This is a genomic window from Pseudomonas sp. PDM21, assembly GCF_014852505.2.
Taxonomy (GTDB): domain Bacteria; phylum Pseudomonadota; class Gammaproteobacteria; order Pseudomonadales; family Pseudomonadaceae; genus Pseudomonas.
Genome location: NZ_CM181223.1, coordinates 5,806,373 through 5,828,078 on the forward strand (window position 1 = coordinate 5,806,373; position 21,706 = coordinate 5,828,078).

Here is a 21,706-nt window from a genome sequence, read left to right on the forward strand (position 1 = left end):
CTTCACCTCACGCCTTTTCCACGTTGACGAGGAAGGACTTGAACTCCGGCGTCTGCGTATTCCCGTCGCCCACGAAGGGGGTCAGGGTGTTGGTCAGGTAGCCGTTGCGCGCAACCCCGGAGAAGCCCCAGTGCAGGGGGATGCCCACGTGGTGCACGGTCTTGCCGTTGACCTGCAGCGGACGGATGCGCTTGGTCACCACCGCCACCGCCTTGATGAAGCCACGGTTGGAGGAGACCTTCACGCGGTCGCCGGCCTTGATCCCGAGCTCCTTGGCCAGCGCCTCGCCGATCTCGACGAACTGTTCCGGCTGGACGATGGCATTCAGACGGCAATGCTTGGTCCAGAAGTGGAAGTGCTCGGTGAGCCGGTAGGTGGTCGCGGCGTAGGGGAACTCGTCGGCCTTGCCGAACAGCTCCATGTCGTTCTTGAACACCCGCGCCGCCGGGCTGCTGATCGCCTGCGGGTTCTTGTGCAGCGGGTTGACGCCAATCGGCGTCTCGAACGGCTCGTAGTGCTCGGGGAACGGGCCCTCGGCCATCTTGTCGACGGCGAAGAAGCGCGCCACACCTTCGGGGTTCATGATGAACGGGTTCATTCCCGCTTCCGGCGGTACGTCGGCCTTGTAGTCGGGCACGTCGGTGCCGCCCCAGGCCTTGCCGTTCCACCACACCAGACGCTTCTTCACCGGGTCCCACGGCTTGCCGCTGACGTCCGCGGAGGCGCGGTTGTAGAGGATCCGTCGGTTGGCCGGCCACGCCCAGGCCCAGCCCAGGGTCTGGCCCATGGCGTACGGGTCGCTGTTGTCGCGGCGGGCCATCTGGTTGCCCAGTTGCGTCCAGGAACCGGCGAAGATCCAGCAGCCGCTGGCGGTGCTGCCGTCGTCGCGCAGCAGCGCGAAGGCCGGTAGCTGCTCGCCGGCTTTCGCCAGGACCATGCCGTTGTTCGGGTCGACGAGATCCGCCAGTGCCTTGCCGTTGTACTCCTTGGCCACCTCTTCCGGGCTCGGTTCGTCCGGCCGCAGGTATGGCCAGTCCAGACCCAGGATCGGGTCGGGGAAGGCGCCGCCATCCTTGCGATAGGCCGCCTGCAGGCGATGCAGCAGGCCGCTCATGATGGCGATGTCGGTACGCGCTTCACCCGGCGGCTCGGCGCCCTTCCAGTGCCACTGCAGCCAGCGCCCGGAGTTGACGATGGAGCCGTCTTCCTCGGCGAAGCAGCTGGTGGGCAGGCGGAACACCGTGGTCTGGATGGCCTTGGTGTCGACGTCGTTGTGCTCGCCGGCATTGCGCCAGAACTCCGAGGTCTCGGTGGCCAGCGGGTCCATCACCACCATCCACTTCAGCTTGGCCAGCGCAGCGCTGACCTTGGCCTTGTTGGGGAAGGAGGCGATGGGGTTGAAGCCCTGGCAGAAGTAACCGTTGACCTTGCCCTGGTACATCATGTCGAAGTAACGCAGCACGTCGTAGCCGGCGCCGGGCATGTCCAGCTTCGGCAGCCAGTCGTAGCACCAGTTGTTCTCCTTGGTCGCGGCCTTGCCGAACCAGGATTTCATCAGGCTGACGTGGAATTTCGGGTAGTTCTGCCAGTAGGACAACTGCCCCGGGCGCAGCGGTTTGCTGGTGCGCTTGGTGATGAAGGCGTTGTAGTCCTGCTCCGCATCCATGCCCAGAGTCAGGTAGCCGGGCAGCGAGTTGGACAGCAGCCCCAGGTCGGTCAGGCCCTGGATGTTGGAGTGGCCGCGCAGGGCGTTCATACCGCCGCCGGGCATGCCGATGTTGCCCAGCAGCAGCTGAACCATCGCACCGGTACGGATCATCTGTGCGCCCACCGAGTGCTGGGTCCAGCCAAGGGCGTACATGATGGTCATGACCTTGGTCGGCGCCGCGGTGGTGGAAATCTCTTCCCACACCTTGAGCATCATGTCCTTGGGCGTGCCGCAGATGTTGCTCACCACGTCCGGCGTATAGCGGCTGTAGTGCTGCTTCATCAGGTTGAACACACAGCGCGGGTGCGCCAGGGTCGTGTCGACCTTGGCGAAACCATCCTCGCCCAGCTCGTACTGCCAGGAGGACTTGTCCGGGTAGGTGCGCTTCTCCGCGTCGTAGCCGTTGAACAGGCCATCGTCGAAGCCGAAGCCTTCCTTCACGATGAAGGAGACGTCGGTGTAGTTGTGCACGTATTCCTTCTGGTACTTGTCGTTTTCCAGCAGGTAGTTGATCAGACCGCCGAGGAAGGCGATGTCCGTGCCGGTACGGATGGGCGCGTAGTAGTCGGCCACCGAAGCGGAACGGGTGAACCTGGGGTCGACCACCAGCAGGCGCGCCTTGTTGTGCGCCTTGGCTTCGGTCACCCACTTGAAGCCGCACGGGTGCGCTTCAGCGGCGTTTCCGCCCATGATCAGAATCAGATCGGCATTCTTGATGTCGGTCCAATGGTTGGTCATGGCTCCACGGCCAAACGTCGGGGCAAGACTTGCCACCGTCGGGCCGTGTCAGACACGCGCTTGGTTGTCGAACGCCAGTACGCCGAGAGAACGAACCACCTTGTGGGTGATGTAGCCCGCTTCGTTGGAAGACGCCGACGCGGCCAGGAAGCCGGTGGTCAGCCAGCGGTTCACCGTCTGGCCCTGGGCGTTCTTCTCGATGAAGTTGGCGTCGCGGTCTTCCTTCACCAGCTTGGCGATGCGGTCGAGCGCCTCGTCCCAGCCGATGCGCTTCCACTCGCTGGAGCCCGCCTCGCGGATTTCCGGATACTTCAGGCGGTTGGGGCTGTGGACGAAGTCCAGGAGGCCTGCGCCTTTGGGGCAGAGCGTGCCGCGGTTGACCGGGTGATCGGAATCACCCTCGATGTGGATGATGTTCTGCGCGACGTTCTTGGCCGCGTCACCCTGGCTGTAAAGCAGGATGCCGCAACCGACCGAGCAGTACGGGCAGGTGTTGCGGGTCTCGACGGTGCGCGCAAGCTTGAAGTGGCGGATCTGGTCGGCGAATGCATCCGGGGGTGCCATCCCGAGTGCCGCCAGGCTCGATCCTCCAAGGCCCACGGCGCAGACCTTGAAAAATTGCCGACGGTTCATATCCATCGTGCGTCTCCTGATCAGGCAGCGTACGTCCGGGACATGGCCGGACCCTTGCTGCTTAAAAGATAGCCAAGCAGGCGCGATGCGCCAGCTTTGAGCGGGGCAGACCATGCACGCGGAGGATCAGCGGCGCATTGACGCGCGTCAGCCCGTCACTCAGAACGCGCTGCCGAGTACCCCCAAATGGGCAACGGGCGGGTAGGCGCAGGAGATACTCTCGCCGTCGGGGCGGCAGGCGGATTGCGCGCGATCCGGCTGGAGGGATTCGTGCAGCCCGAGCAGGGCCACGCCGATGAGGGCAGCGAGCAGGTAATGGCGCGCGTGTCTTGTTCTTATCGCTTTCATGACGACCTCCGTCACTTCAGCCTGCGATCGGGGCTTTGCAGCCCTGCCATGGGTTTGAGTCTGGAACCTGTGGCCAGTCTGTCAACCGAAGCGCTTGACCGAAATGCCCGAACGGTACGGCAGCCGGGCCGTTAACCAGCCCACCGCCGGCCCGTTAGGGTGGCAGGACCTGATTGCCCAAGAGCGCTTCCATGCCGTCCGCCGCCTCGCCCTACCCTCACTTGCTCGCCCCGCTCGACCTGGGCCCGATTCAACTGCGCAACCGCGTGGTGATGGGCTCGATGCACACTGGCCTGGAAGACCGCCTGTGGGACTTCGGCAAGCTCGCCGCCTATTACCGCGAGCGGGCGCGCGGGGGTGTCGGGCTGATCATCACCGGCGGCTTTGCGCCCAACCGCGAAGGCTGGCTGCTGCCGCTGGGCAGCAGCCTCACCAGCGGCCTGCAGGTGCCGGCGCACCGGCGCCTGACCCAGGCGGTGCACCGCGAGGGCGGGCGCATCCTGCTGCAGATCCTCCACGCCGGGCGCTACGGCTATCACCCGCTGGTGGTCTCGGCCTCGCCGGTGAAATCGCCGATCAGCTGGTTCGCCCCGCGCGAGCTGTCCGAGCGCGGCATCCTGCGCACCATCGCCGCCTTCGTGCGCTGCGCGAAGCTCGCCCACGCCGCCGGCTACGACGGCGTGGAGATCATGGGCAGCGAAGGCTACCTGCTGAACCAGTTCCTCTGCCCGCGCACCAACCAGCGCGAAGACCGCTGGGGCGGCGACCTGGGCAACCGCATGCGCCTGCCGCTGGAGATCGTCCGCCGTACTCGCCGTGCGCTGGGCGAGCGCTTCGTCATCAGCTACCGCCTGTCGCTCCTCGACCTGGTGGAAGGCGGCAACACCTGGGACGAAGTGCGCACCGTGGCGCGAGCCCTCGAAGGCGCCGGCATCGACCTGCTCAACACGGGAGTCGGCTGGCACGAGTCACGGGTGCCGACCATCGTCACTTCGGTGCCGCGTGCAGCCTTCACGGAAGTGACCGCACGCCTGCGCCGTGAACTGCGCGTGCCAGTGATCGCCAGCAACCGGATCAACACGCCGGAAGTCGCCGAGCGTTTGCTCGCCGAGGGCCACGCCGACCTCGTTTCCATGGCCCGGCCGCTGCTGGCCGATCCGCAGTTCGTAGAAAAGGCCGCCGCCGGCCGCGCTACCTCGATTAACACTTGCATCGCCTGCAACCAGGCCTGCCTGGACCACGCCTTCGCCAACCGCCGCGCCAGTTGCCTGGTCAACCCCCGTGCGGCGTTCGAGACCGAACTGCGCTACCGCAAGGCACGCGTCCACAAGCGCATCGCGGTGATCGGCGCCGGGCCGGCCGGGCTGTCCGCCGCCTGCGTCGCCGCCGAGCGCGGCCATCGAGTAACGCTGTTCGAAGCCGCCGGGGAGATCGGCGGGCAGTTCAACCTGGCCAAGCGCGTGCCGGGCAAGGAAGAATTCCACGAGACGCTGCGCTACTTCGCCGTACGCCTGGGTGAACTGGGCGTCGAGGTGCAACTGGGCCGGCGCATCCGGCGCGGCGAACTGAGCGGCGAGTACGACGAGGTGATAGTCGCCACCGGCATCCAGCCGCGTACGCCGTCAATTCCGGGAATCGGCCATGCCAAGGTGCTCAGCTATCTCGATGTGCTGCGCGGCGCAGCGGTGGGCGAGAAGGTCGCGCTGATCGGCACCGGCGGCATCGGCTTCGACGTCGCTAGCTTCCTGCTGACCGACCGCGACGGCCCGCAACCGCTGGGCCAGTGGCTGGGCCAGTGGGGCATCGACCTGGACAACGCCACCGGCGGCGGGCTGATCCCGCCGGGCGCCACCGCCCCCCGCCGGCAGCTCTGGCTGCTGCAGCGCAAGGCTGGCCAACCCGGCGCCGGGCTGGGCAAGACCAGCGGCTGGGTTCACCGCGCGCACCTCAAGCAGCACGGCGTGCGCATGCTCGGTGGCGTGGAGTACCGGCGCATCGACGACGACGGCCTGCACCTGCGCATCGACGGCCAGGAGCAGTGCCTGGCGGTAGACAACGTGGTGATCTGCGCCGGCCAGGAACCGCTGCTGGACCTGCAGCCGACGCTGGCGGCGCAGAACCTGCGCTACCACATCATCGGCGGCGCCAGCGTGGCGCGGGAGCTGGATGCCAAGCGGGCGATCCGCGAGGGTGCGGAGCTGGCAGCGCGGCTGTAGCCGCCGAGGTTCAGCGCCCACCGACATGCCCGGTGCTCTTCAACGTAGGATGGGTGGAGCGCAGCGATACCCATCAATTCCTAGCCCGGACAGCATGGGTATCGCTGCGCTCTACCCATCCTACTCAGTGCTTGTTCTGTGATCGGTGAGCTAGCGATCACCCCTCCAGCAACGCCTTGATCGCCTGCAGGTCGCGCTCCACCCACTGCGCGTCGCGCTCGAAAGTGGCGTCGTCCATCTGTGGCTGGCGCAGCAGAGTGAGTTGCAGCTCGCAGCCCTCGGCATTGGCGATCAGTCGCAGCGGGATGTGGACGGCCGGCGCCTGCTCGGGCAGCACGTCATGGTCGAGCACGCCGAACGCGTTGCGCGGCGAGAAGCGCACGCGCAGGGGGCCTTGCGGCGTCTGCGCCAGCCAGAGATCACCGTCCAGCGGTTCGATGGAGCTGCACAAGCCTGAGGCCCAGCAGGGGAAGTTCTTCGGGTCGGCGAGGAACTCGTAGGCAGTGTCGCGCGGCCGCTCGATGCGGACGCTCAGCACGCGGGAAGCACGGGTGGCCATGGTCGGGACCTCCATCGGGGCGGGAGCGATGCTCCAGTCTGGTGCATACTACGCGGCTGACTATTCTCGATCGACCGCTGGCCAGCCCTTCGCTGCCCTGCTTTGCGACCCTTTCCGGAGTTTCCCATGCCTACGCCGCCCTGGTGGTTGTTCGTCCTTCCGCTGATCGCCGGCGCCTGCCTGCCACTTCAGGCCGGCATCAACGGCCAACTGGCCAAGCAGGTGTCCAGCGTGCTGGCTGCCGCGCTGATTTCCTTCTTCGTCGGCATGCTCGGCCTGCTCGCCCTGACCCTGGCCAACCGCGAATTCCCCAGCCTTGCGGCGATGCGCGGGATGCCCTGGTGGCAGTGGTGCGGCGGCTTCCTGGGGATGTTCTTCATCTTCATCGCCGCCTTCGCCGCACCGCGCGTCGGCGCGCTGATGTTCATGGTGCTGGTGCTCGCCGGCCAGCTGGGCATGGCACTGGCGCTGGATCACTTCGGCTGGGCCGGTTTCAAGGAAGCGCCGGTGAGCACCCTGAAGATCGCCGGCATGGCCGCCATCGCCGTGGGTATCTGGATGATCCGCAAGGGCTGAAAACCATCCGTCTACTCTGAGCACGGATGGCTCGCCCGCAGGAGATTTCCATGACCGATATCCAGGTGATCCTGGTCGACGAACACGACAACCCGACCGGCACGATGGAAAAACACCAGGCCCATCATCTCGGGCTGCGCCACCGTGCCATCTCGGCCTACGTGTTCAACCGCACCGGTGAACTGCTGCTGCAGCGCCGCGCGGCGGGCAAGTATCACTGCGGCGGACTGTGGAGCAATACCTGCTGCGGCCACCCCTACCCCGATGAGTCCGCGAAGCACGCCGCCGAACGCCGGCTGCGCGAGGAGATGGGCGTACAGGTCGAGCTGCGCAAGCTGTTCGAGTTCAGCTATCGCCTGGAGCTGGCCAACGGCATGACCGAGCACGAGTACGGCCACCTGTTCGGTGCCGTCGACGAGCAGCCGCCGCACCCCGATCCGCAGGAAGCCGACGACTTCCGCTACGTCGCCCTGCCCGAACTGGAAGCCGAGATGGCTGCGCACCCGGAGCGTTTCACGCCCTGGTTCCTCATCTGCTACCCGACCTTCAGGGACTATCTGCGCGATAACGGCGGAATCGCCGCTCTGTAGAACGCCCTCTGTTGATCGCCGCTCTGTTCGTCGAAAGGCCAAGCAAATCTGCGCGCCGACCACTATGATGCGCGCCTTCGCGCCACCGCTACCGACTTGCCGCCATGAGAAAACCACCGCTGATTGCCAACGCCGAACTGGACCGCCTGGAAACCTGGGCGAAGTACACCTCGGGCCTGTGCAAGGACTGCAATGCCACCTGCTGCACCATGCCGGCGGAAGTGAACGTCAACGACCTGATCCGTATCGGCGTGGTCGACGAATTCGAGCGCGACGAACCAGCGAAGAACATCGCCAAGCGCCTGCTCAAGGAAGGCGTCGTCGAGCGCTTCAACCAGAAGAGCGGCATCTTCACCCTGACCCGCACCAGCAACGGCGACTGCTACTTCCTCGACCGCAAGACGCGCCTCTGCAGCGTCTACGCCAAGCGCCCGGACACCTGCCGCAACCACCCGCAGGTCGGCCCGCGCCCCGGCTACTGCGCCTACCGCAAGAAGACCAGCTGACCGCCTCGCCTCGAACCACACTCGCCGCCCAGCCATTGCCGGCTATTGGTAGTGCATGGTCACGTAAGCAGTCGAACTCACTTTGCCGCCTCTGATACGGCCTTGCGTCTGGTAATAGCGAGCGAAGAGATCGATGTTCATCGGCTGGTTATCGACCGTTGCCGTGCCCAGTGAGGTCTTGGTAGCCAAGGGGAAGGCACTCGTGCCGCTGGCATTGACCAGTTGGACCGCTACCCCCGTTGCCATATTGGCTCCTGTGCCATTGGCCAACAGACCCGTGCCGGAAACCCCCGCAGGACTTGTGCCGTCAAACTGGTACGAGACCACAGCGCCCTTGGGACAGTTCATGCGCACGGTGAAAGGCGTTTGTCCGATGGAGCTCCCGACGCCCTTGAAATCGCTGATTTTTACTGGCCTCAAATGCACCGTGACACTGGGCGTCGTGACTGTGCAGGCAACCGTCTGCACCACGACTGTCGTATTGGTGAAAACGGCCTGGTTGCTGAGCAGGCTTCCGTAGTAGGTCCGCGCAGCAGGGCTGGGCAACGTCATGGTATTACTGCCAGTCGCCAGCGGCCCCGTCACGACCAGCTGAACGCGATAAAGCCCAGCCGGCGTGTACAGAACCGACGTATAGGCCTGTGATAAGCGAGGCCAGTCCATCAGCGACGAACCACTGTTGAGGTTGACGCTGTCGATGTTCGAGGGTTGAGAACCATAGCTGTTCGAGTAGGCCGCCTTGATTCCAACGCCCTGAACGCCAGTTTGATATACGTGTGCCTGTCCTGGGACCGCCTGCATGAATGACGAATAGCCGTAGGTCGCCAATCCGGAGCCGAAGCAACCGACCCGAGTGCTGCCTCCATTGGCCCAGCCCGAATCAAAAAGGATGGTACCCACTGCGGCATCGCGCTTTACGTTGAGTGAACCAGGTAACGTCACGACAGCGGAGTTCATTCTGGCGCCGCTGTCGAAACCACAATCGGCCCGCACACTTCCGGAAAACGACATGAGCACCAACACGGAACATGGGGCGAGGTGACGCCCCCATTGGCTCAACCCAATCGGAGCCTTTGAGACTGGCATCTAGCGTGTCCTTGATTTTGGAGAAAGTGATTACTGCGCGAGAATAAATAGGAATGCCTGAGAATCCTCAGTCGACAGTAAAAACAAGAAAACTCCGCTATTAAGAACAGAATTTCCGCCCCAATCCGGGCGAACTACCAATGGTCCGCTCTGCATGAACTCCCTGCTCGAAGCCTGGCGACATTCACCGACCCACCGTCGTGTCTGGGCGCTCGCCGCGCCGATGATTCTCTCCAACGTTTCCGTGCCGCTGGTCACCCTGGTGGACAGCGCGGTGATAGGCCACCTGCCGCACGCCCACCAACTGGGTGCCGTGGCGGTCGGCGGCGGGCTCTATACCCTGCTGGTCGGCGTGCTGGGCTTCCTGCGCATGGGCACCACCGGCTTCGCCGCCCAGGCGGCCGGGCGTGAAGACGGCGGAGCCCTGCGGCGGATTCTCGGCCAGGGCCTGCTGCTGGCGCTGGGCCTCGCCCTGCTGCTCAGCCTGCTGGCGGTGCCGCTGACCGGCCCCGCGCTTGCACTGATGCGCCCGTCCCCCGAGCTGGATGTGCTGGCCCGCGAGTTCTTCCACATCCGCCTGTTCGGCCTGCCGGCGGCGCTGGCCACCTATGCGCTGGTCGGCTGGTTTCTCGGCACGCAGAACGCCCGCGCACCGTTGGCGATCCTGCTGACCACCAACCTCATCAATATCGTCCTCAGCCTGTGGTTCGTGCTGGGCCTGGGCTGGGGCGTGGCCGGCGCAGCAAAGGCCGCGGTGACCGCCGAATGGGGCGGCGCGCTGCTCGGCCTGGCGCGGACCCGTGGCGCGCTCAGGCGCTTTCCCGGCCTGCCGGACTGGTCACGCCTGCGCGCCTGGGCCAGCTGGCGGCCGCTGCTGATGGTCAACCGCGACATCTTCATCCGCAGCCTGGCGCTGCAGGGCGTGTTCTTCCTGCTCACGGTGCAGGGCACACGCCTGGGCGACGCCACAGTGGCGGCCAACGCGCTGCTGCTCAACGGCCTGATGGTCACTGCCTACGCCCTCGACGGCTTGGCCCACGCTGTCGAGGCGCTGTGCGGCCATGCCATCGGTGGCCGCGACCGCACCGCCCTGCGCCGGTCGCTGGTAGTCGCCTGCGGCTGGTCGCTCATCGCCAGCCTGCTGTTCGTCGCCTTCTTCAGCCTCTTCGGCCACCTGTTCATCGCCCTGCAGAGCGACATCCCGGAAGTGCGCGCCACCGCCGACCAGTACCTGCCTTACCTCGCCTGCCTGCCGCTCATCGGCATGTGGAGCTACCTGCTCGACGGCCTGTTCATCGGCGCCACCCGCGCCCGCGAAATGCGCAACGCCATGCTGCTGGCCTGCGCCGCCAGCCTGCCGCTGGGTTTCGCCCTGCAGGGCTGGGGAAATCACGGATTGTGGCTAACCTTCCTATGCTTCATGTTGCTGCGCGCGCTGGTCCTCGCCGGCTACGCGTGGCAACTGACACGCCAAGATGCCTGGCAGGCGCCTGCCAGCCCCTGACCTGTTGAGGAGACGCCATGCCGGCTTGTCCCATTCCCGTTGACGAAACCCTGCGTCAGCAGACCCTGGATGAGATGAACCTGCTCGACACCCCGGCCGAGCACTACCTGGATACCCTCGTCCAGCTGACCCAGGACCTGGTGAAGGTCGATACCGTGCTGATCAGCCTGATCGACCAGGATCGTCAGTGGTTCAAGGCCCGCGTCGGTCTGGACGCCACCGAGACCACGCGCGACGTGTCCTTCTGCGGCTATGCGATTCTCGGCGAGGATACCCTGCTGGTGCCCGATGCCACCCTCGACGAACGCTTCGCCGACAACCCGCTGGTGCTCGGACCGCCCTACATCCGTTTCTACGCCGGTCGCCCGCTGCGCGCCGGCAATGGCCAGGCCATCGGCACCCTGTGCATGGTCGACCCGCGGCCGCGCAGCATGACCGAGGCGCAGCAGGCCAACTTCCGTGACCTTGCCACCCTCGCCGAGGGCTACCTGCAATTGCGCACGCTGATCCAGAGCAACCGCGACCTGCGCGTGGAGATGGACCGCGAGCAGCGCAAGGCCCTGCTCGACCCACTGACCCAGCTGTGGAACCGCGGTGGCCTGCTCGCCTTCCAGGACCGCGAGTGCCGCCTGGCGCGGCAAAACCACGTGCAGCTGGGCGTGATCTACGCCGACCTCGACCACTTCAAGGCGATCAACGACCAGCACGGCCACGCCGCCGGCGACCAGGTGCTCTGCGAATGCGCCCGCCGCCTGCGCGCCGCGCTGCGGCCAGACGACCTGCTGGTGCGCCAGGGCGGCGAGGAGTTCGTCGCTCTGCTCAAGGTGAAGGACGGCGAGGAGTTGCAGCGCGTCGCCGAACGCGTACGCGAGCTGATCGGCCACGAGCCGGTGCAACTCCCCTGCGGGCCGCTGCCGGTCAGCCTGAGCATCGGCTGCACCCTGCTGGCAGGTGAAGAGCCTGTCGACCAGGCGCTGGAACGCGCCGACGGCGCGCTTTACAGTGCCAAGCAGGCCGGGCGCAACCGGGTAAACTTCAGCGCGCCGCCGGCCTCAGCCTGATCAGAAGCAAGGCCCCAGCAGAGGACCCACTCATGGCCCAAGCCATCGCCGCGTACCTGCACTACCTGTCGATCTTCATCCTGTTCGCCCTGCTGGTGCTGGAGCACCAGCTGTTCCGCCTGCCACTGGACCTGTCGCGGGCACGTAGCCTGGTGATAGTCGACCTGGCCTACGGCGCCTGCGCCGGCGTGGTACTGCTGACCGGCGCGGCACGTGTGGTCTGGTTCGCCAAGGGTACGGATTACTACCTGCACAACAGCCTGTTCCACGCCAAGATCGGCCTCTTCGTGCTGGTGGCACTGCTGTCGATCCTGCCGACCATGACCTTCCTCAACTGGCGCAACGAGCTCAAGGCTGGCCGCGTTCCAGTGCCCAGCGAGCGCCAGGCGAAGCTGGTGATCATGACCATTCGCGTGGAGCTGCTGGCGCTGATGATCCTGCCGCTGCTGGCAACCCTGATGGCACGTGGTTTCGGAATGATCGGCTGAGCCGCCGGACTGACTGGCCGCTTTCCTACAACCAGTACCGAGCAATCCGATACAGTCGCTCAACTGATCCGTGGATGCTCCTGCGCAGCTTCGACTGCCGCAGGACCTCCCCATGCCTTCCCGCTCCTCCAGCCGCCCCCTGTGGTGGTTCCTCTCGCTGGCCGCTCTCGCCCTGAGCGGCTGCGCGAGCGACGAATTCACTTTCGAAGCCGACCTGCCGGGCGATTTCAGCCTGGTGGGTAATGCGCGTTACTCGCCACCCGAGGGCAGCCACTGCAATTCCCCGGCGAATGACGACCTCACGCAACGCCTCTTTGCCACGCCCGGCCACGGTGAGCGCCCCTACCGGATCAGCTACCAGGTGCCGCTGAGCCTGAGCAGTGACGGTTGCAGGCGCGAGCTCCGGCACATCCTCATCGAAATGGACGGCGAATCGGCCACCCACCCCCTGGACGCCGTGCCACCCGATATCAGCTTCGCCAACCTGGCTGTCCGCAGCCAGCTCTCCGCCGGCAACGCCGGAATGCCGAAAAAGGGCGCGCGCATCTTCGACGGGCGCTGCCGCTGGCTGTTGCCGGACTCAGCCGGCGGCGAGCGCCAGCTGCAGTGCCGGGCCTCGGACATCGACGGCAACTGGCTCGCCGGCAGGCCCGGCGGCGAACTGCAGCGCGACGAACTGCCCGGCCGCATCGTCCGGCTGGCCATCGGCGTGGCGCCGGACATTGCCGCCTCGGCCGAGCCTCGCGGCACTCAGCCGCTGACGGCCGACTCCAGCAACTGAGCCAGCCGACGGCGCAGGGCCGGCAAGTCCGTCGCCGCCGGGTGCAGGTGGAAGCGCTCGCGCAGCACGTCCAGCAGCTCATCGGCACTCTCGATGCTGCGCTGCTCGACTTCGCCGTCCGCGCCACGCCGAGTGAACTGTCCGTTGAACAGTGACAGCCGCGCACCGTCCTCGCTGAGCGCCACGCGCAGAGAATTGCGGAACACGCTCTGCGGGTAGGTCGAGGTGTACCAGTTGCGCATGCCGTAGTCGGCCCAGTGCTGCGGCTCGAGGGTGAAGCGGTACAGCGGCTGCCAGCCGGACGCCGAGCGTGTGGCCATCTCCAGCTCCTCTTCGGCCGGACCGCTGATACGCCAGCCGCCGGGCAGCTCTTCGTTCACCCGCAGCGGCAGGGCTTTCGGCGAGGCCGGGCCGCCGAAGCCGATATCCACCAGGTGCGGCTCTTCGGCCAGGTCGATGCGCAGCAGCAGGTGCGTCTTCGGCGTCAGCGGCGCATCCGCCGGCAGGCCCCAGCGCACCCGCGCCACCAGCAGGGTCACGCGATAATCCAGGCTGGCCAGCAGACGGGCGAACAGGCTGTTCAGCTCGAAGCAGTAACCGCCGCGCTGATGTTCGACGACCTTGGCGAACACCGCCTCCGGCTCGATCAGAATGGGCTGGTCCAGCAGCACGTCGAGGTTTTCGAAAGGCAGGTGATGCAGCGCCGCGACGATCAGCCGGTCGAGGTTTTCCAGCGTCGGCGCGGGGCGCTCCGGCGACAGGCCTAGGCGGGTCAGGGTCGCGTCGAGCTGGGCAGCGCTGAAGGGGGTGAGCGGGGTCATGCGAATCTCCTTTCGCGAAGCATCAATAGCGGTGGTCGGCGGTCGGTTCGGGGATCACCAGCGGGCCGCAGTGCTCGTCGCTGACGATGACTGCCAGCAAGCGTGCGGGCTCACTGGCGCTGGGGTTCTCGGCGAACAGGTGCAGCTCGCGACTGGGTTCGAACCAGGTCTGGCCCGCGCTGTAAGTCTGCGCCGGCTGGCCGTGCATCTGCGAGCGCACCTGACCACTGAGCACGATGGCGGTCACCGCACCGGGATGGCGGTGGGCCGGGGTGAAGCCGTTGGGCGGGAAGTCCACCTGCAGCGTGGTCACGACCTTGCCGGGTATGTCGACCAGCGGCTCGCAGGACAGGCGCTTCACCTCTGTGGCCGGCCGCGCGCCAGCTGACTGCGCGGCAGGGTTCTCGGCAAGGCTCACCAGCGGCCGCGACCAGGGCTGCCAGAGCAGTGCGCCAGCGCTGAGGGCAATGACCAGCACCAGACCGGTCCGAGCCTCATGCCCGGACGCGCGGTTCACGCCGGTCCTCCGGTCAGGCGAAAGCCCGACTGCCAGCCCAGGCGATGGCGCGCCTTGGCCGAGCTGACTTCGATGTCCTGTTCGGCGATGTTGTAGGCGCCGTGCGCGCCCCACTCCAGCGCCAACAGGGCGGCGCGGGCGGCATCGTCCACATGCACGGCCAGCCTCGGGTCTGCCGCATCGGCGCCCGTACCCGGCCCGTAGAGTCGGCCGTAACGCAACACGATGCCCTCCATCGGCCGCGCACCGAGCACCGCCTGTTCGAGCGCGGCGACGCCGCCGACACTGATGGCGCGCGGGCCTTCGGCCCCCAGGTCCAGCGGTTGTTCCTCGTGCAGCGGCAGCTCACCTGGCGCGTAGGCCCAGGCGATGCTCTGCGCCACCATGCGCTCGACACCAGCGGCACGAGCTGCGGCCACGAGGTTGGCGGTACCTTCCCGGCGAACCCGCGCGTTGCGCGGTTGGGCGGCAGGCATCAGGGCAGGGTCGAGGCCCGCGGGCAGGTCGGTGAGCTGGTGGATCACCCAGCGTGGCTGGAACCCCTGCATGGCGGCACTCAGGGCCTGCGCGTCATAGACGTCCAGCACCAGCGCCCGCGCTCCCGCGGCCTCCAGCACGGCGGCTCGCTGCGCGCAGCGACTGATTGCCAGCACCTGATAACCACGTTCCAGCAGCATCGGCAGCAGGCGCTGGCCGATGGCACCGCTGGCTCCGGCGAAGAAGACTTTCATGCACATGGGGACCTCGAATCGGGCGGCAGGGACACGTCGCCACTCTAGTGATGCGATGACCTACCCCACAGAGCCAAGATCATGCAGAACGACTGGGACATGATTGCCGAACCTTGATCCATGTCCACGCAATGTCACGCTCATCGTCTATAACAAACGGCTCACTACCCCGATCCCTAGGAGTCGCCATGAGCCAAGTCTTCGATGTTGCCGTTGTCGTCGGCAGCCTGCGCAAGGAATCCCTGAACCGCAAGATCGCCAAGGCATTCGCCGCATTGGCGCCGGCCAACCTGAAGCTGGAAATCGTGGAGATCGGCGACCTGCCGCTGTACAACGAAGAGCTCGACGTGGGCACCCCGCCCGCCAGCTACACCGCCTTCCGCGAGCGCATCGCCCGCGCCGATGCGGTGCTCTTCGTTACCCCCGAGTACAACCGCTCGGTGCCCGGCGTGCTGAAGAACGCCATCGACGTCGGCTCGCGCCCCTACGGCAAGAGCGCCTGGAATGCCAAGCCCTGCGCCGTGGTCAGTGCCTCGCCGGGCGCCATCGGCGGCTTCGGCGCCAACCACCACCTGCGCCAGTCGCTGGTGTTCCTCAACATGCCGGTGCTGCAGCAACCCGAAGCCTACCTGGGCGGCGCCGGCGGCTTCTTCGACGAATCCGGCAAGCTGTCGGAGAAGACCGAGCCCTTCCTGAAGAGCATCATCGATGCCTTCTCCGGCTGGATCGTGCAGAACCAGCCACGCTGATCTGCCCAGGCGCCGGCACCCGCCGGCGCTTTCCCCCGCCATTCTGAGCAGCTCGTCGCAGGCCGCTGCGACACCCGGCATTGGCCATCATTGCGGCTGGCTCCACGCCCTTTCTCACGCCAAGGTTCAGGCCCGCTTCCCGCGCCCGGACTGTCGATGCTGCGCCACCTTCTGTTCTGTTTCCTTGCCCTCGCCCTGCTCGCCGGCTGCACTTCGCCGCCCGTGAAGAAGGACGTCGACGGTGTGGGCTTCAGCTCCGGGCAGATGCTGCAGAACGACGCCAACCGCGCCGCCAACCTGGCCATGCGCGATAACCTCGACAGCCTGTCGCTGCTGCTCGACAAGCTCTACAAGCGCAACCCGCGGGAATGGAAGAAAACCGGCGCTGCCTCACGCGATGCAGCCCACCAGCGGGTGATGGACGCCATCCGCAAGCAGCAGCCGCTGCCCGGCCTGGGCGGCAGGACATCGGTGGCCGCCTTGCCCCTGGCTTTCGACGCGGACTTCCAGGGCGACCGCGCCGGAGCGCTGATCTACGGGCTCGGCAGCATGCTCTACGAACTGTACGGCGGCACCGACACCCAGCACCTGCTCAGCGGGCTGAACGCGCAGATGACCGCCAACGCCGCCTGGAACATCGAGGTGGCGGCCTGGCTGCTGGCCAGCCGCACCGACGAGCAGGGCCAGCCGCTGCTGCTGTCCAACGAGCTCAGCGCCAATGGGCGCAACCTGTCCTTCGAGCGCGAGTTCGGTCGCATGATCGGCCGACTGGAGCTGCTGGCGCAGATGACCCACGAGAGCCTGCGACGCAGCGGGATCAACTACGTGCAGGGCATACTCGCCGCACCGCTGCTGGGCTTGTTCCAGTTCATCCCGCTGAACGCCGCTACTGCGGCGACCAGCGCCCAGTAACTCAGCAGCTCAGTCCTCCAGCAGGCGCGCCAGGCGCTGGCGCAGGTAACGGTTCTCCGCGCGCAGTTCGTCCACCTCGTCCAGCAGGCGCAGCGCCAGGGCGATGCCCGGCCAGTCCAGCTCGAACTCGCGGCGCAATCGGACCGCACGGCGCACCACGCTGACCGCCTGGTAATCGAAGACCCAGTGCCCCGCGCGCTGTTCGCGGGGCTCCACGATACCCACCTCGACGATCTCGACGAGCACGTCGCGGGGGAGATTCACCGACTGGCAGAGCTCGTCGAGGTCCACCACCATCACTGTCGTCGTCATGCGCGTTTACCCCAATCGGCACGGGGGTCGAAGGCCGCCTTGGCAGCCAGTTCTTCCCAGAGTTTGCGGGTCGCTTCGTCCGCCGTCTTCGGCATCACCACCTTGAGCACGGCGTACAGGTCGCCAGCGGCGGCCTCGCCCTTGTTCGGCAGGCCCTTGCCCTTGATCCGCAGGCGCTGGCCGGCCTGGCTGTTGGCCGGGATGCCGAGGTTGATCCGCCCGCCCAGCGTGGGCACCTCCACCTTGGCGCCGAGCGCCGCTTCCCACGGCGCCACCGGCAAGGTGACGACGAGGTCGCGGCCGTCGACGTCGAACACCGGGTGCGGCACCAGGCGGATAGCCAGGTACAGGTCGCCCGCCGGCCCGCCGTTGATACCCGGCGCGCCCTGCCCCTTGAGGCGGATGCGTTCGCCGTCGGCGGTGCCCACGGGGATTTTCACGTTCAGCGTCTTGTTCTGCGGCGGCAGCTTGCGGCCGTACTCATCAAAGCTGGGCAGGCTGAAGCTGATCGGCCGGCTGTCCCCGGAGAGGGTTTCCTCGAGGAACAGCGGGACCTCCATCTCCACGTCCTGGCCACGGTGGGCCTGTGGCTGGCGCGCACCGCCGAAGCCACCGTGGGAGCCGCCGGCGCGGCCGCCGAAGATCTGCTCGAAGAAGTCGCTGAAGTCCTGCTCGTGCCCCGGCGACGGGCCGTCGAAACCACCGCGCGGCTGCCAGCCGGGCGGCGCCTCGAACTGCGGCCCCTGCGCGCCGTACTTGCGCAGTTCGTCGTATTCGGCGCGCTTCTCCGGGCTCTTCAGCACTTCGTAGGCCTCGGAGACTTCCTTGAAGTGCGTCTCGGCGTCCGGCTCCTTGCTGACGTCCGGGTGGTACTTGCGCGCGAGCTTGCGGTAGGCGGTCTTGATCGCCTTCTCGTCGGCGTCGGGCTCGACCCCGAGCGCGGCGTAATAGTCCTTGAATTCCATCGGTAGCGGTCACTCCTCACATGCGTTGGACCTGTCGGCGCCTGGGACACGGGGAATTCGCGCGGACAGCCGGAGCCGCTGCGCGCACTGCGAGGCGAACAGGTGGGAAAAACGGGCTTCTGCGACAACAGATGGAGTCGCGGCGCCGGCTTTTCAACACTGCCTGCAAGCCTAGACGCTGATCGTGCATCGGGGCTGGCAGGACGCCTTGATACCGGTCATGGCATAGTCACTCTCCGGATTAACCGCCGCCCGGGATAGGCCATGACCGCGCCCTTCGATTCGTTCCGCCAACCGCTGGACCCGAGCCATGATCGGCCGATCTACCGCCAGCTCTACGAGCGCATCCGCGATGCCATCACCCGAGGTGCGCTGCGCCCCGGCGAGCGCGTGCCGCCGGTGCGGGGGCTGGCTGGCGAACTGGGCGTGGCGCGCGGCACGGTGGAGCTGGCCTACCAGCTGCTGACCAGCGAGGGCTACCTGCTGGCGCGTGGGCCGGCGGGCACCGTGGTCTCGCCTCAGCTGGCGGGGCGCACCAGCTCCGCACCACCGGTGCCGGTCGAGCCCGCGACGGTGGAACGCAGCCTGCCCGGCCTGATCGCCCACGGCCCGACCCTGCGACCGTTCCAGCTCGGCGTGCCGGCGCTGGATGCCTTCCCCCGCGCGCTCTGGGCGCGCCTGTGCGCGCGGCGTCTGCGCCAGCAGAGCGCGTCCATGCTGGCCTACCCGGAGCCTTGCGGCTACGGGCCGCTGCGCGAGGCGGTCGCCGGTTACCTGGGCATCTCTCGCGGCATCGTCTGCGCCCCTGAGCAGGTATTCATCTGCGCCGGCTATCAGGGCGCGCTGGACCTGATCAGCCGCACCCTGCTCGAACCCGGTCAGCGCTTCTGGCACGAGGACCCCGGCTACCCGCGCGGCCGCGAACTGCTGCGCCGGGCTGGCGGCGTGCCAGTGCCCATCGCGGTGGACGCCGATGGCCTGCGCGTGGAAGACGGCATCACCCGCGCGCCGGAGGCGCGCTTTGCGCTGGTCACGCCATCGCAACAAAGCCCCACCGGTGTTGCTCTCAGCCTGCCGCGCCGCCTGGCCCTGCTGGACTGGGCGGCCAGCAGCGGCGCCTGGATAGTCGAGGACGACTACGACAGCGAGTACCGCTACGCCGGCTTCCCGCTGCCGGCGCTGAAGAGCCTCGACCGCGCCGGCCGCGTGCTCTACACCGGCACCTTCAGCAAGGTGCTCTACCCTGCCCTGCGCCTGGGCTATCTGGTGGTGCCGGCGCATCTGGTGGAGGACTTCGTACGCACCCAGCAGGTGTTCCCTTCCGGCTGCGCGGAGCTGCTGCAGGCGACCCTGTGCGACTTCATGCAGGAGGGCCATTTCGCCCGCCACCTCAAGCGCACCCGCACGCTCTACGCCCAGCGCCGCCAGTGGCTGCGCAGTGTGCTGGAAGAGCGCCTGGGCGAGCGCCTGCGCTTCGCCGACACCCCCGGCGGCCTGCACCTGATCGGCGCGCTGGACCAGGACGACCTCGCCGTCGCCCGCCGCGCCCATGCCGAGGGCCTAGGCCTGCAGGCACTGAACGCCTGGTGCGTCGAGGCCAGGCGCGAGCCGGCGCTGATCATGAGCTTCACCAATGTCACCGACGAGCAGCTCGCCGGGCGCCTGGCAGAGCGGCTGGCGCCCTTGCTCGGCTGATTCCGGGAGGTGTGCCGGTCAATACCTCCGATGGCAAAAATTGACTGACGCTCGACGTTGACCGAGGTCAATTTTCCTACGGGCAATGCCGTTAGATTCCCACAACATCTTGTTGTCTTGAATAACTCGAGACACAGCATGCTGTGGAATCAAGCCAATGCCCCTGACACGGATCGCCCCTCTTCCCGCCAGCCTGCGCAAGCGCAACGGCAGCTCAGCCGCCTTCGACCCGAGCAAGATCGAACGCGCCATCGCCGCCGCCGGCGAGGCCAGCGGCGAGTTCACCGCGCCCCATGCCGGGGAACTGACCCGTCGCGTGCTGGCCCGCCTGCCGGCCCGGAACGATCTGGACGTGGAGCAGGTGCAGGACGTCGTCGAGCGCGCCCTGATGGAAGCCGGCCACTACCCCACCGCCCGCGCCTACATCGTCTACCGCGAACGCCACGGCCGCCTGCGCCGCGAGCGCAAGACGCTGGTGGATGTCGCCGCGTCGATGAACGAATACCTGTCGCGGGAGGACTGGCGGGTGCGCGCCAACGCCAACCAGGGCTATTCCCTGGGCGGGCTGATCCTCAATGTGTCCGGCAAGGTCACCGCCAATTACTGGCTGGACGAGGTGTACAGCGAAGGCATCGCCGTCGCCCACCGCGAGGCCGACCTGCACATCCACGATCTGGACATGCTCGCGGGCTACTGCGCCGGCTGGTCGCTGCGCACCCTGCTCAGCGAAGGCCTGAACGGCGTGCCGGGGCGGGTCGAAGCCGGGCCGCCGAAGCACCTGTCCAGCGCGCTGGGGCAGATGGTCAACTTCCTCGGCACCCTGCAGAACGAGTGGGCCGGCGCCCAGGCCTTCAGCTCCTTCGACACCTACCTGGCACCCTATGTGCGCAAGGACGGTCTGAGTTATCAACAGGTGCGCCAGGCGCTGCAGGAGTTCATCTACAACCTCAACGTGCCCTCGCGCTGGGGCACCCAGACGCCCTTCACCAACCTGACCTTCGACTGGGTCTGCCCGGAAGACCTGCGCGAGCAGATTCCCTACGTCGGCGGCGTGGAGATGCCTTTCGCCTATGGCGAGCTGCAGGCCGAGATGGACCTGATCAACCGCGCCTACATCGAGGTGATGCAGGCCGGCGACGCCCACGGCCGGGTGTTCACCTTCCCGATCCCGACCTACAACATCACCCACGACTTCCCCTGGGACAGCGACAACGCCACGCGCCTCTTCGAGATGACCGCGCGCTATGGCCTGCCGTACTTCCAGAACTTCCTCAACTCGGACATGCAGCCCAATCAGGTGCGCTCCATGTGCTGCCGCCTGCAACTGGACGTGCGCGAGTTGCTCAAGCGCGGCAACGGCCTGTTCGGTTCGGCGGAGCAGACGGGTTCGCTGGGCGTGGTGACCATCAACTGCGCGCGCCTGGGCTACCGCCATCGCGGTGACGCGGCCGCCCTCTACGCCCAGCTCGACTACCTGCTGGAGCTGGCCTTCGACAGCCTGGAGGTCAAGCGCAAGGTCATCCAGCAGCACATGGACGCCGGGCTCTACCCCTATACCAAGCGCTACCTGGGCACCCTGCGCAACCACTTCTCCACCATCGGCGTGAACGGCCTGCACGAGATGCTGCGCAACTTCACCGACGACCGCGAAGGCCTGCACACCGAGGTCGGCCGGCAGATGGCGCTAGAGCTGCTGGACCATGTGCGGGCGCGGCTGGTGCGCTTCCAGGAAGACAGCGGGCACCTCTACAACCTCGAAGCCACGCCGGCCGAAGGCACCACCTACCGCTTCGCCCGCGAGGACCAGAAGCGCCACCCGGACGTGCTCCAGGCCGGCACGCCGGACGCGCCCTACTACACCAACTCCTCGCAGCTGCCGGTGGGCCTCACCGACGATCCGTTCGAGGCGCTGGAACTGCAGGACGCCCTGCAGTGCAAGTACACCGGCGGCACCGTGCTGCACCTGTACATGGCCGAGCGCATCTCCAGCGCCGAGGCCTGCAAGACCCTGGTGCGCACGGCCCTCGGACGCTTCCGCCTGCCCTACCTGACGGTGACGCCGACCTTCTCCATCTGCCCGGTTCACGGCTACCTCGCCGGCGAACACGAGTTCTGCCCGAAATGCGACCAAGCCGCGCTGCAGAAAGCCGCAACCACGAGCTGCTGCGGCAGCTGAGGCTCATTCACTTCATCCCGAAAATTCATCCCCG

General features: G+C 66.9%; 21 protein-coding genes. 12 read left to right on the forward strand and 9 right to left on the reverse strand.

Annotated elements, in window-relative coordinates; genetic code table 11:
* Window positions 1-7: 7 nt before the first annotated feature.
* Both fdnG and IB275_RS26865 read right to left on the reverse strand, forming a co-directional pair.
* A complete protein-coding gene (gene fdnG / locus IB275_RS26860) occupies window positions 8-3,085 on the reverse strand; it encodes a formate dehydrogenase-N subunit alpha (RefSeq protein ID WP_192292807.1) in 3,078 nt (1,025 codons plus the stop codon).
* A 153-nt stretch (window positions 3,086-3,238) separates the two neighbouring features.
* Complete coding sequence (locus tag IB275_RS26865; protein ID WP_081515654.1) at window positions 3,239-3,427, reverse strand: hypothetical protein; 189 nt, start codon at window positions 3,425-3,427, stop codon at window positions 3,239-3,241.
* A 191-nt stretch (window positions 3,428-3,618) separates the two neighbouring features.
* On the opposite strand from IB275_RS26865, the gene IB275_RS26870 reads away from it, so the two are divergent.
* The gene (locus IB275_RS26870; RefSeq protein ID WP_192292809.1) at window positions 3,619-5,643 is read left to right on the forward strand and encodes an NADPH-dependent 2,4-dienoyl-CoA reductase; all 2,025 of its coding nucleotides are present in this window, start codon (window positions 3,619-3,621) and stop codon (window positions 5,641-5,643) included.
* A 157-nt stretch (window positions 5,644-5,800) separates the two neighbouring features.
* Here IB275_RS26870 and IB275_RS26875 read toward each other — a convergent pair whose 3' ends face one another.
* Window positions 5,801-6,202 carry an SRPBCC family protein gene (locus tag IB275_RS26875; protein WP_192292811.1) on the reverse strand — a complete coding sequence of 134 codons (402 nt, stop codon included), beginning with the start codon at window positions 6,200-6,202 and terminating at the stop codon, window positions 5,801-5,803.
* 126 nt (window positions 6,203-6,328) lie between these two features.
* Here IB275_RS26875 and IB275_RS26880 point away from each other — a divergent pair, with 126 nt between their 5' ends.
* The 3 genes from IB275_RS26880 (at window position 6,329) to IB275_RS26890 (ending at window position 7,874) form a co-directional block, all read left to right on the forward strand.
* Window positions 6,329-6,778, forward strand: coding sequence for a DMT family transporter (locus IB275_RS26880; RefSeq protein ID WP_081515646.1), 450 nt, complete (start codon window positions 6,329-6,331; stop codon window positions 6,776-6,778).
* Window positions 6,779-6,828: 50 nt separating this feature from the next.
* Window positions 6,829-7,368, forward strand: a complete 540-nt coding sequence (idi, locus tag IB275_RS26885; RefSeq protein ID WP_192292813.1) for an isopentenyl-diphosphate Delta-isomerase — start codon at window positions 6,829-6,831, stop codon at window positions 7,366-7,368.
* Between the two features lie 104 nt (window positions 7,369-7,472).
* Window positions 7,473-7,874, forward strand: coding sequence for a YkgJ family cysteine cluster protein (locus tag IB275_RS26890; protein ID WP_192292815.1), 402 nt, complete (start codon window positions 7,473-7,475; stop codon window positions 7,872-7,874).
* A 42-nt stretch (window positions 7,875-7,916) separates the two neighbouring features.
* Here the strand turns inward: IB275_RS26890 and IB275_RS26895 are convergent, their stop codons facing one another.
* A complete protein-coding gene (locus tag IB275_RS26895; RefSeq protein ID WP_192292817.1) occupies window positions 7,917-8,831 on the reverse strand; it encodes a fimbrial protein in 915 nt (304 codons plus the stop codon).
* Window positions 8,832-9,114: 283 nt separating this feature from the next.
* Here IB275_RS26895 and IB275_RS26900 point away from each other — a divergent pair, with 283 nt between their 5' ends.
* The 4 genes from IB275_RS26900 (at window position 9,115) to IB275_RS26915 (ending at window position 12,794) form a co-directional block, all read left to right on the forward strand.
* Complete coding sequence (locus tag IB275_RS26900) at window positions 9,115-10,464, forward strand: MATE family efflux transporter (RefSeq protein WP_192292820.1); 1,350 nt, start codon at window positions 9,115-9,117, stop codon at window positions 10,462-10,464.
* A gap of 17 nt (window positions 10,465-10,481) precedes the next feature.
* Window positions 10,482-11,525 carry a sensor domain-containing diguanylate cyclase gene (locus IB275_RS26905; protein WP_081515638.1) on the forward strand — a complete coding sequence of 348 codons (1,044 nt, stop codon included), beginning with the start codon at window positions 10,482-10,484 and terminating at the stop codon, window positions 11,523-11,525.
* 32 nt (window positions 11,526-11,557) lie between these two features.
* Complete coding sequence (locus tag IB275_RS26910; protein ID WP_138214130.1) at window positions 11,558-12,013, forward strand: DUF2214 family protein; 456 nt, start codon at window positions 11,558-11,560, stop codon at window positions 12,011-12,013.
* A 112-nt stretch (window positions 12,014-12,125) separates the two neighbouring features.
* Window positions 12,126-12,794 carry a hypothetical protein gene (locus IB275_RS26915; protein WP_192292821.1) on the forward strand — a complete coding sequence of 223 codons (669 nt, stop codon included), beginning with the start codon at window positions 12,126-12,128 and terminating at the stop codon, window positions 12,792-12,794.
* Here IB275_RS26915 and IB275_RS26920 read toward each other — a convergent pair.
* From IB275_RS26920 to IB275_RS26930, 3 genes are read right to left on the reverse strand one after another with little or no spacing between them, the layout of a single operon-like run.
* Complete coding sequence (locus IB275_RS26920) at window positions 12,764-13,615, reverse strand: arylamine N-acetyltransferase family protein (protein ID WP_192292823.1); 852 nt, start codon at window positions 13,613-13,615, stop codon at window positions 12,764-12,766. The two genes, IB275_RS26915 and IB275_RS26920, sit on opposite strands and share 31 nt — an antisense overlap.
* Window positions 13,616-13,637: 22 nt before the next feature.
* A complete protein-coding gene (locus IB275_RS26925; protein ID WP_192292825.1) occupies window positions 13,638-14,132 on the reverse strand; it encodes a cupin domain-containing protein in 495 nt (164 codons plus the stop codon).
* Window positions 14,129-14,869, reverse strand: a complete 741-nt coding sequence (locus tag IB275_RS26930) for an NAD-dependent epimerase/dehydratase family protein (protein ID WP_192292827.1) — start codon at window positions 14,867-14,869, stop codon at window positions 14,129-14,131. Before IB275_RS26930 ends, IB275_RS26925 begins: the two co-directional genes overlap by 4 nt.
* 182 nt (window positions 14,870-15,051) lie before the next feature.
* Here IB275_RS26930 and IB275_RS26935 point away from each other — a divergent pair, with 182 nt between their 5' ends.
* Both IB275_RS26935 and IB275_RS26940 read left to right on the forward strand, forming a co-directional pair.
* The gene (locus IB275_RS26935) at window positions 15,052-15,612 is read left to right on the forward strand and encodes an NADPH-dependent FMN reductase (protein ID WP_081515628.1); all 561 of its coding nucleotides are present in this window, start codon (window positions 15,052-15,054) and stop codon (window positions 15,610-15,612) included.
* A gap of 156 nt (window positions 15,613-15,768) precedes the next feature.
* On the forward strand, window positions 15,769-16,524 hold the full coding sequence (locus IB275_RS26940) for a hypothetical protein (protein ID WP_192292829.1): 756 nt from the start codon (window positions 15,769-15,771) through the stop codon (window positions 16,522-16,524).
* Between the two features lie 9 nt (window positions 16,525-16,533).
* On the opposite strand, the gene IB275_RS26945 is transcribed toward IB275_RS26940, so the two are convergent.
* Together IB275_RS26945 and cbpA are read right to left on the reverse strand one after the other, a co-directional pair.
* A complete protein-coding gene (locus IB275_RS26945; protein ID WP_225594885.1) occupies window positions 16,534-16,836 on the reverse strand; it encodes a chaperone modulator CbpM in 303 nt (100 codons plus the stop codon).
* Window positions 16,833-17,801, reverse strand: coding sequence for a curved DNA-binding protein (gene cbpA / locus IB275_RS26950; RefSeq protein ID WP_192292831.1), 969 nt, complete (start codon window positions 17,799-17,801; stop codon window positions 16,833-16,835). Before cbpA ends, IB275_RS26945 begins: the two co-directional genes overlap by 4 nt.
* A gap of 264 nt (window positions 17,802-18,065) precedes the next feature.
* On the opposite strand from cbpA, the gene pdxR reads away from it, so the two are divergent.
* Together pdxR and IB275_RS26960 are read left to right on the forward strand one after the other, a co-directional pair.
* Window positions 18,066-19,496 (forward strand): MocR-like pyridoxine biosynthesis transcription factor PdxR, encoded by a 1,431-nt coding sequence (gene pdxR / locus IB275_RS26955; protein ID WP_192292833.1) that lies wholly within the window; start codon window positions 18,066-18,068, stop codon window positions 19,494-19,496.
* Between the two features lie 157 nt (window positions 19,497-19,653).
* A complete protein-coding gene (locus tag IB275_RS26960; protein ID WP_192292835.1) occupies window positions 19,654-21,672 on the forward strand; it encodes a ribonucleoside triphosphate reductase in 2,019 nt (672 codons plus the stop codon).
* Window positions 21,673-21,706: the final 34 nt, after the last annotated feature.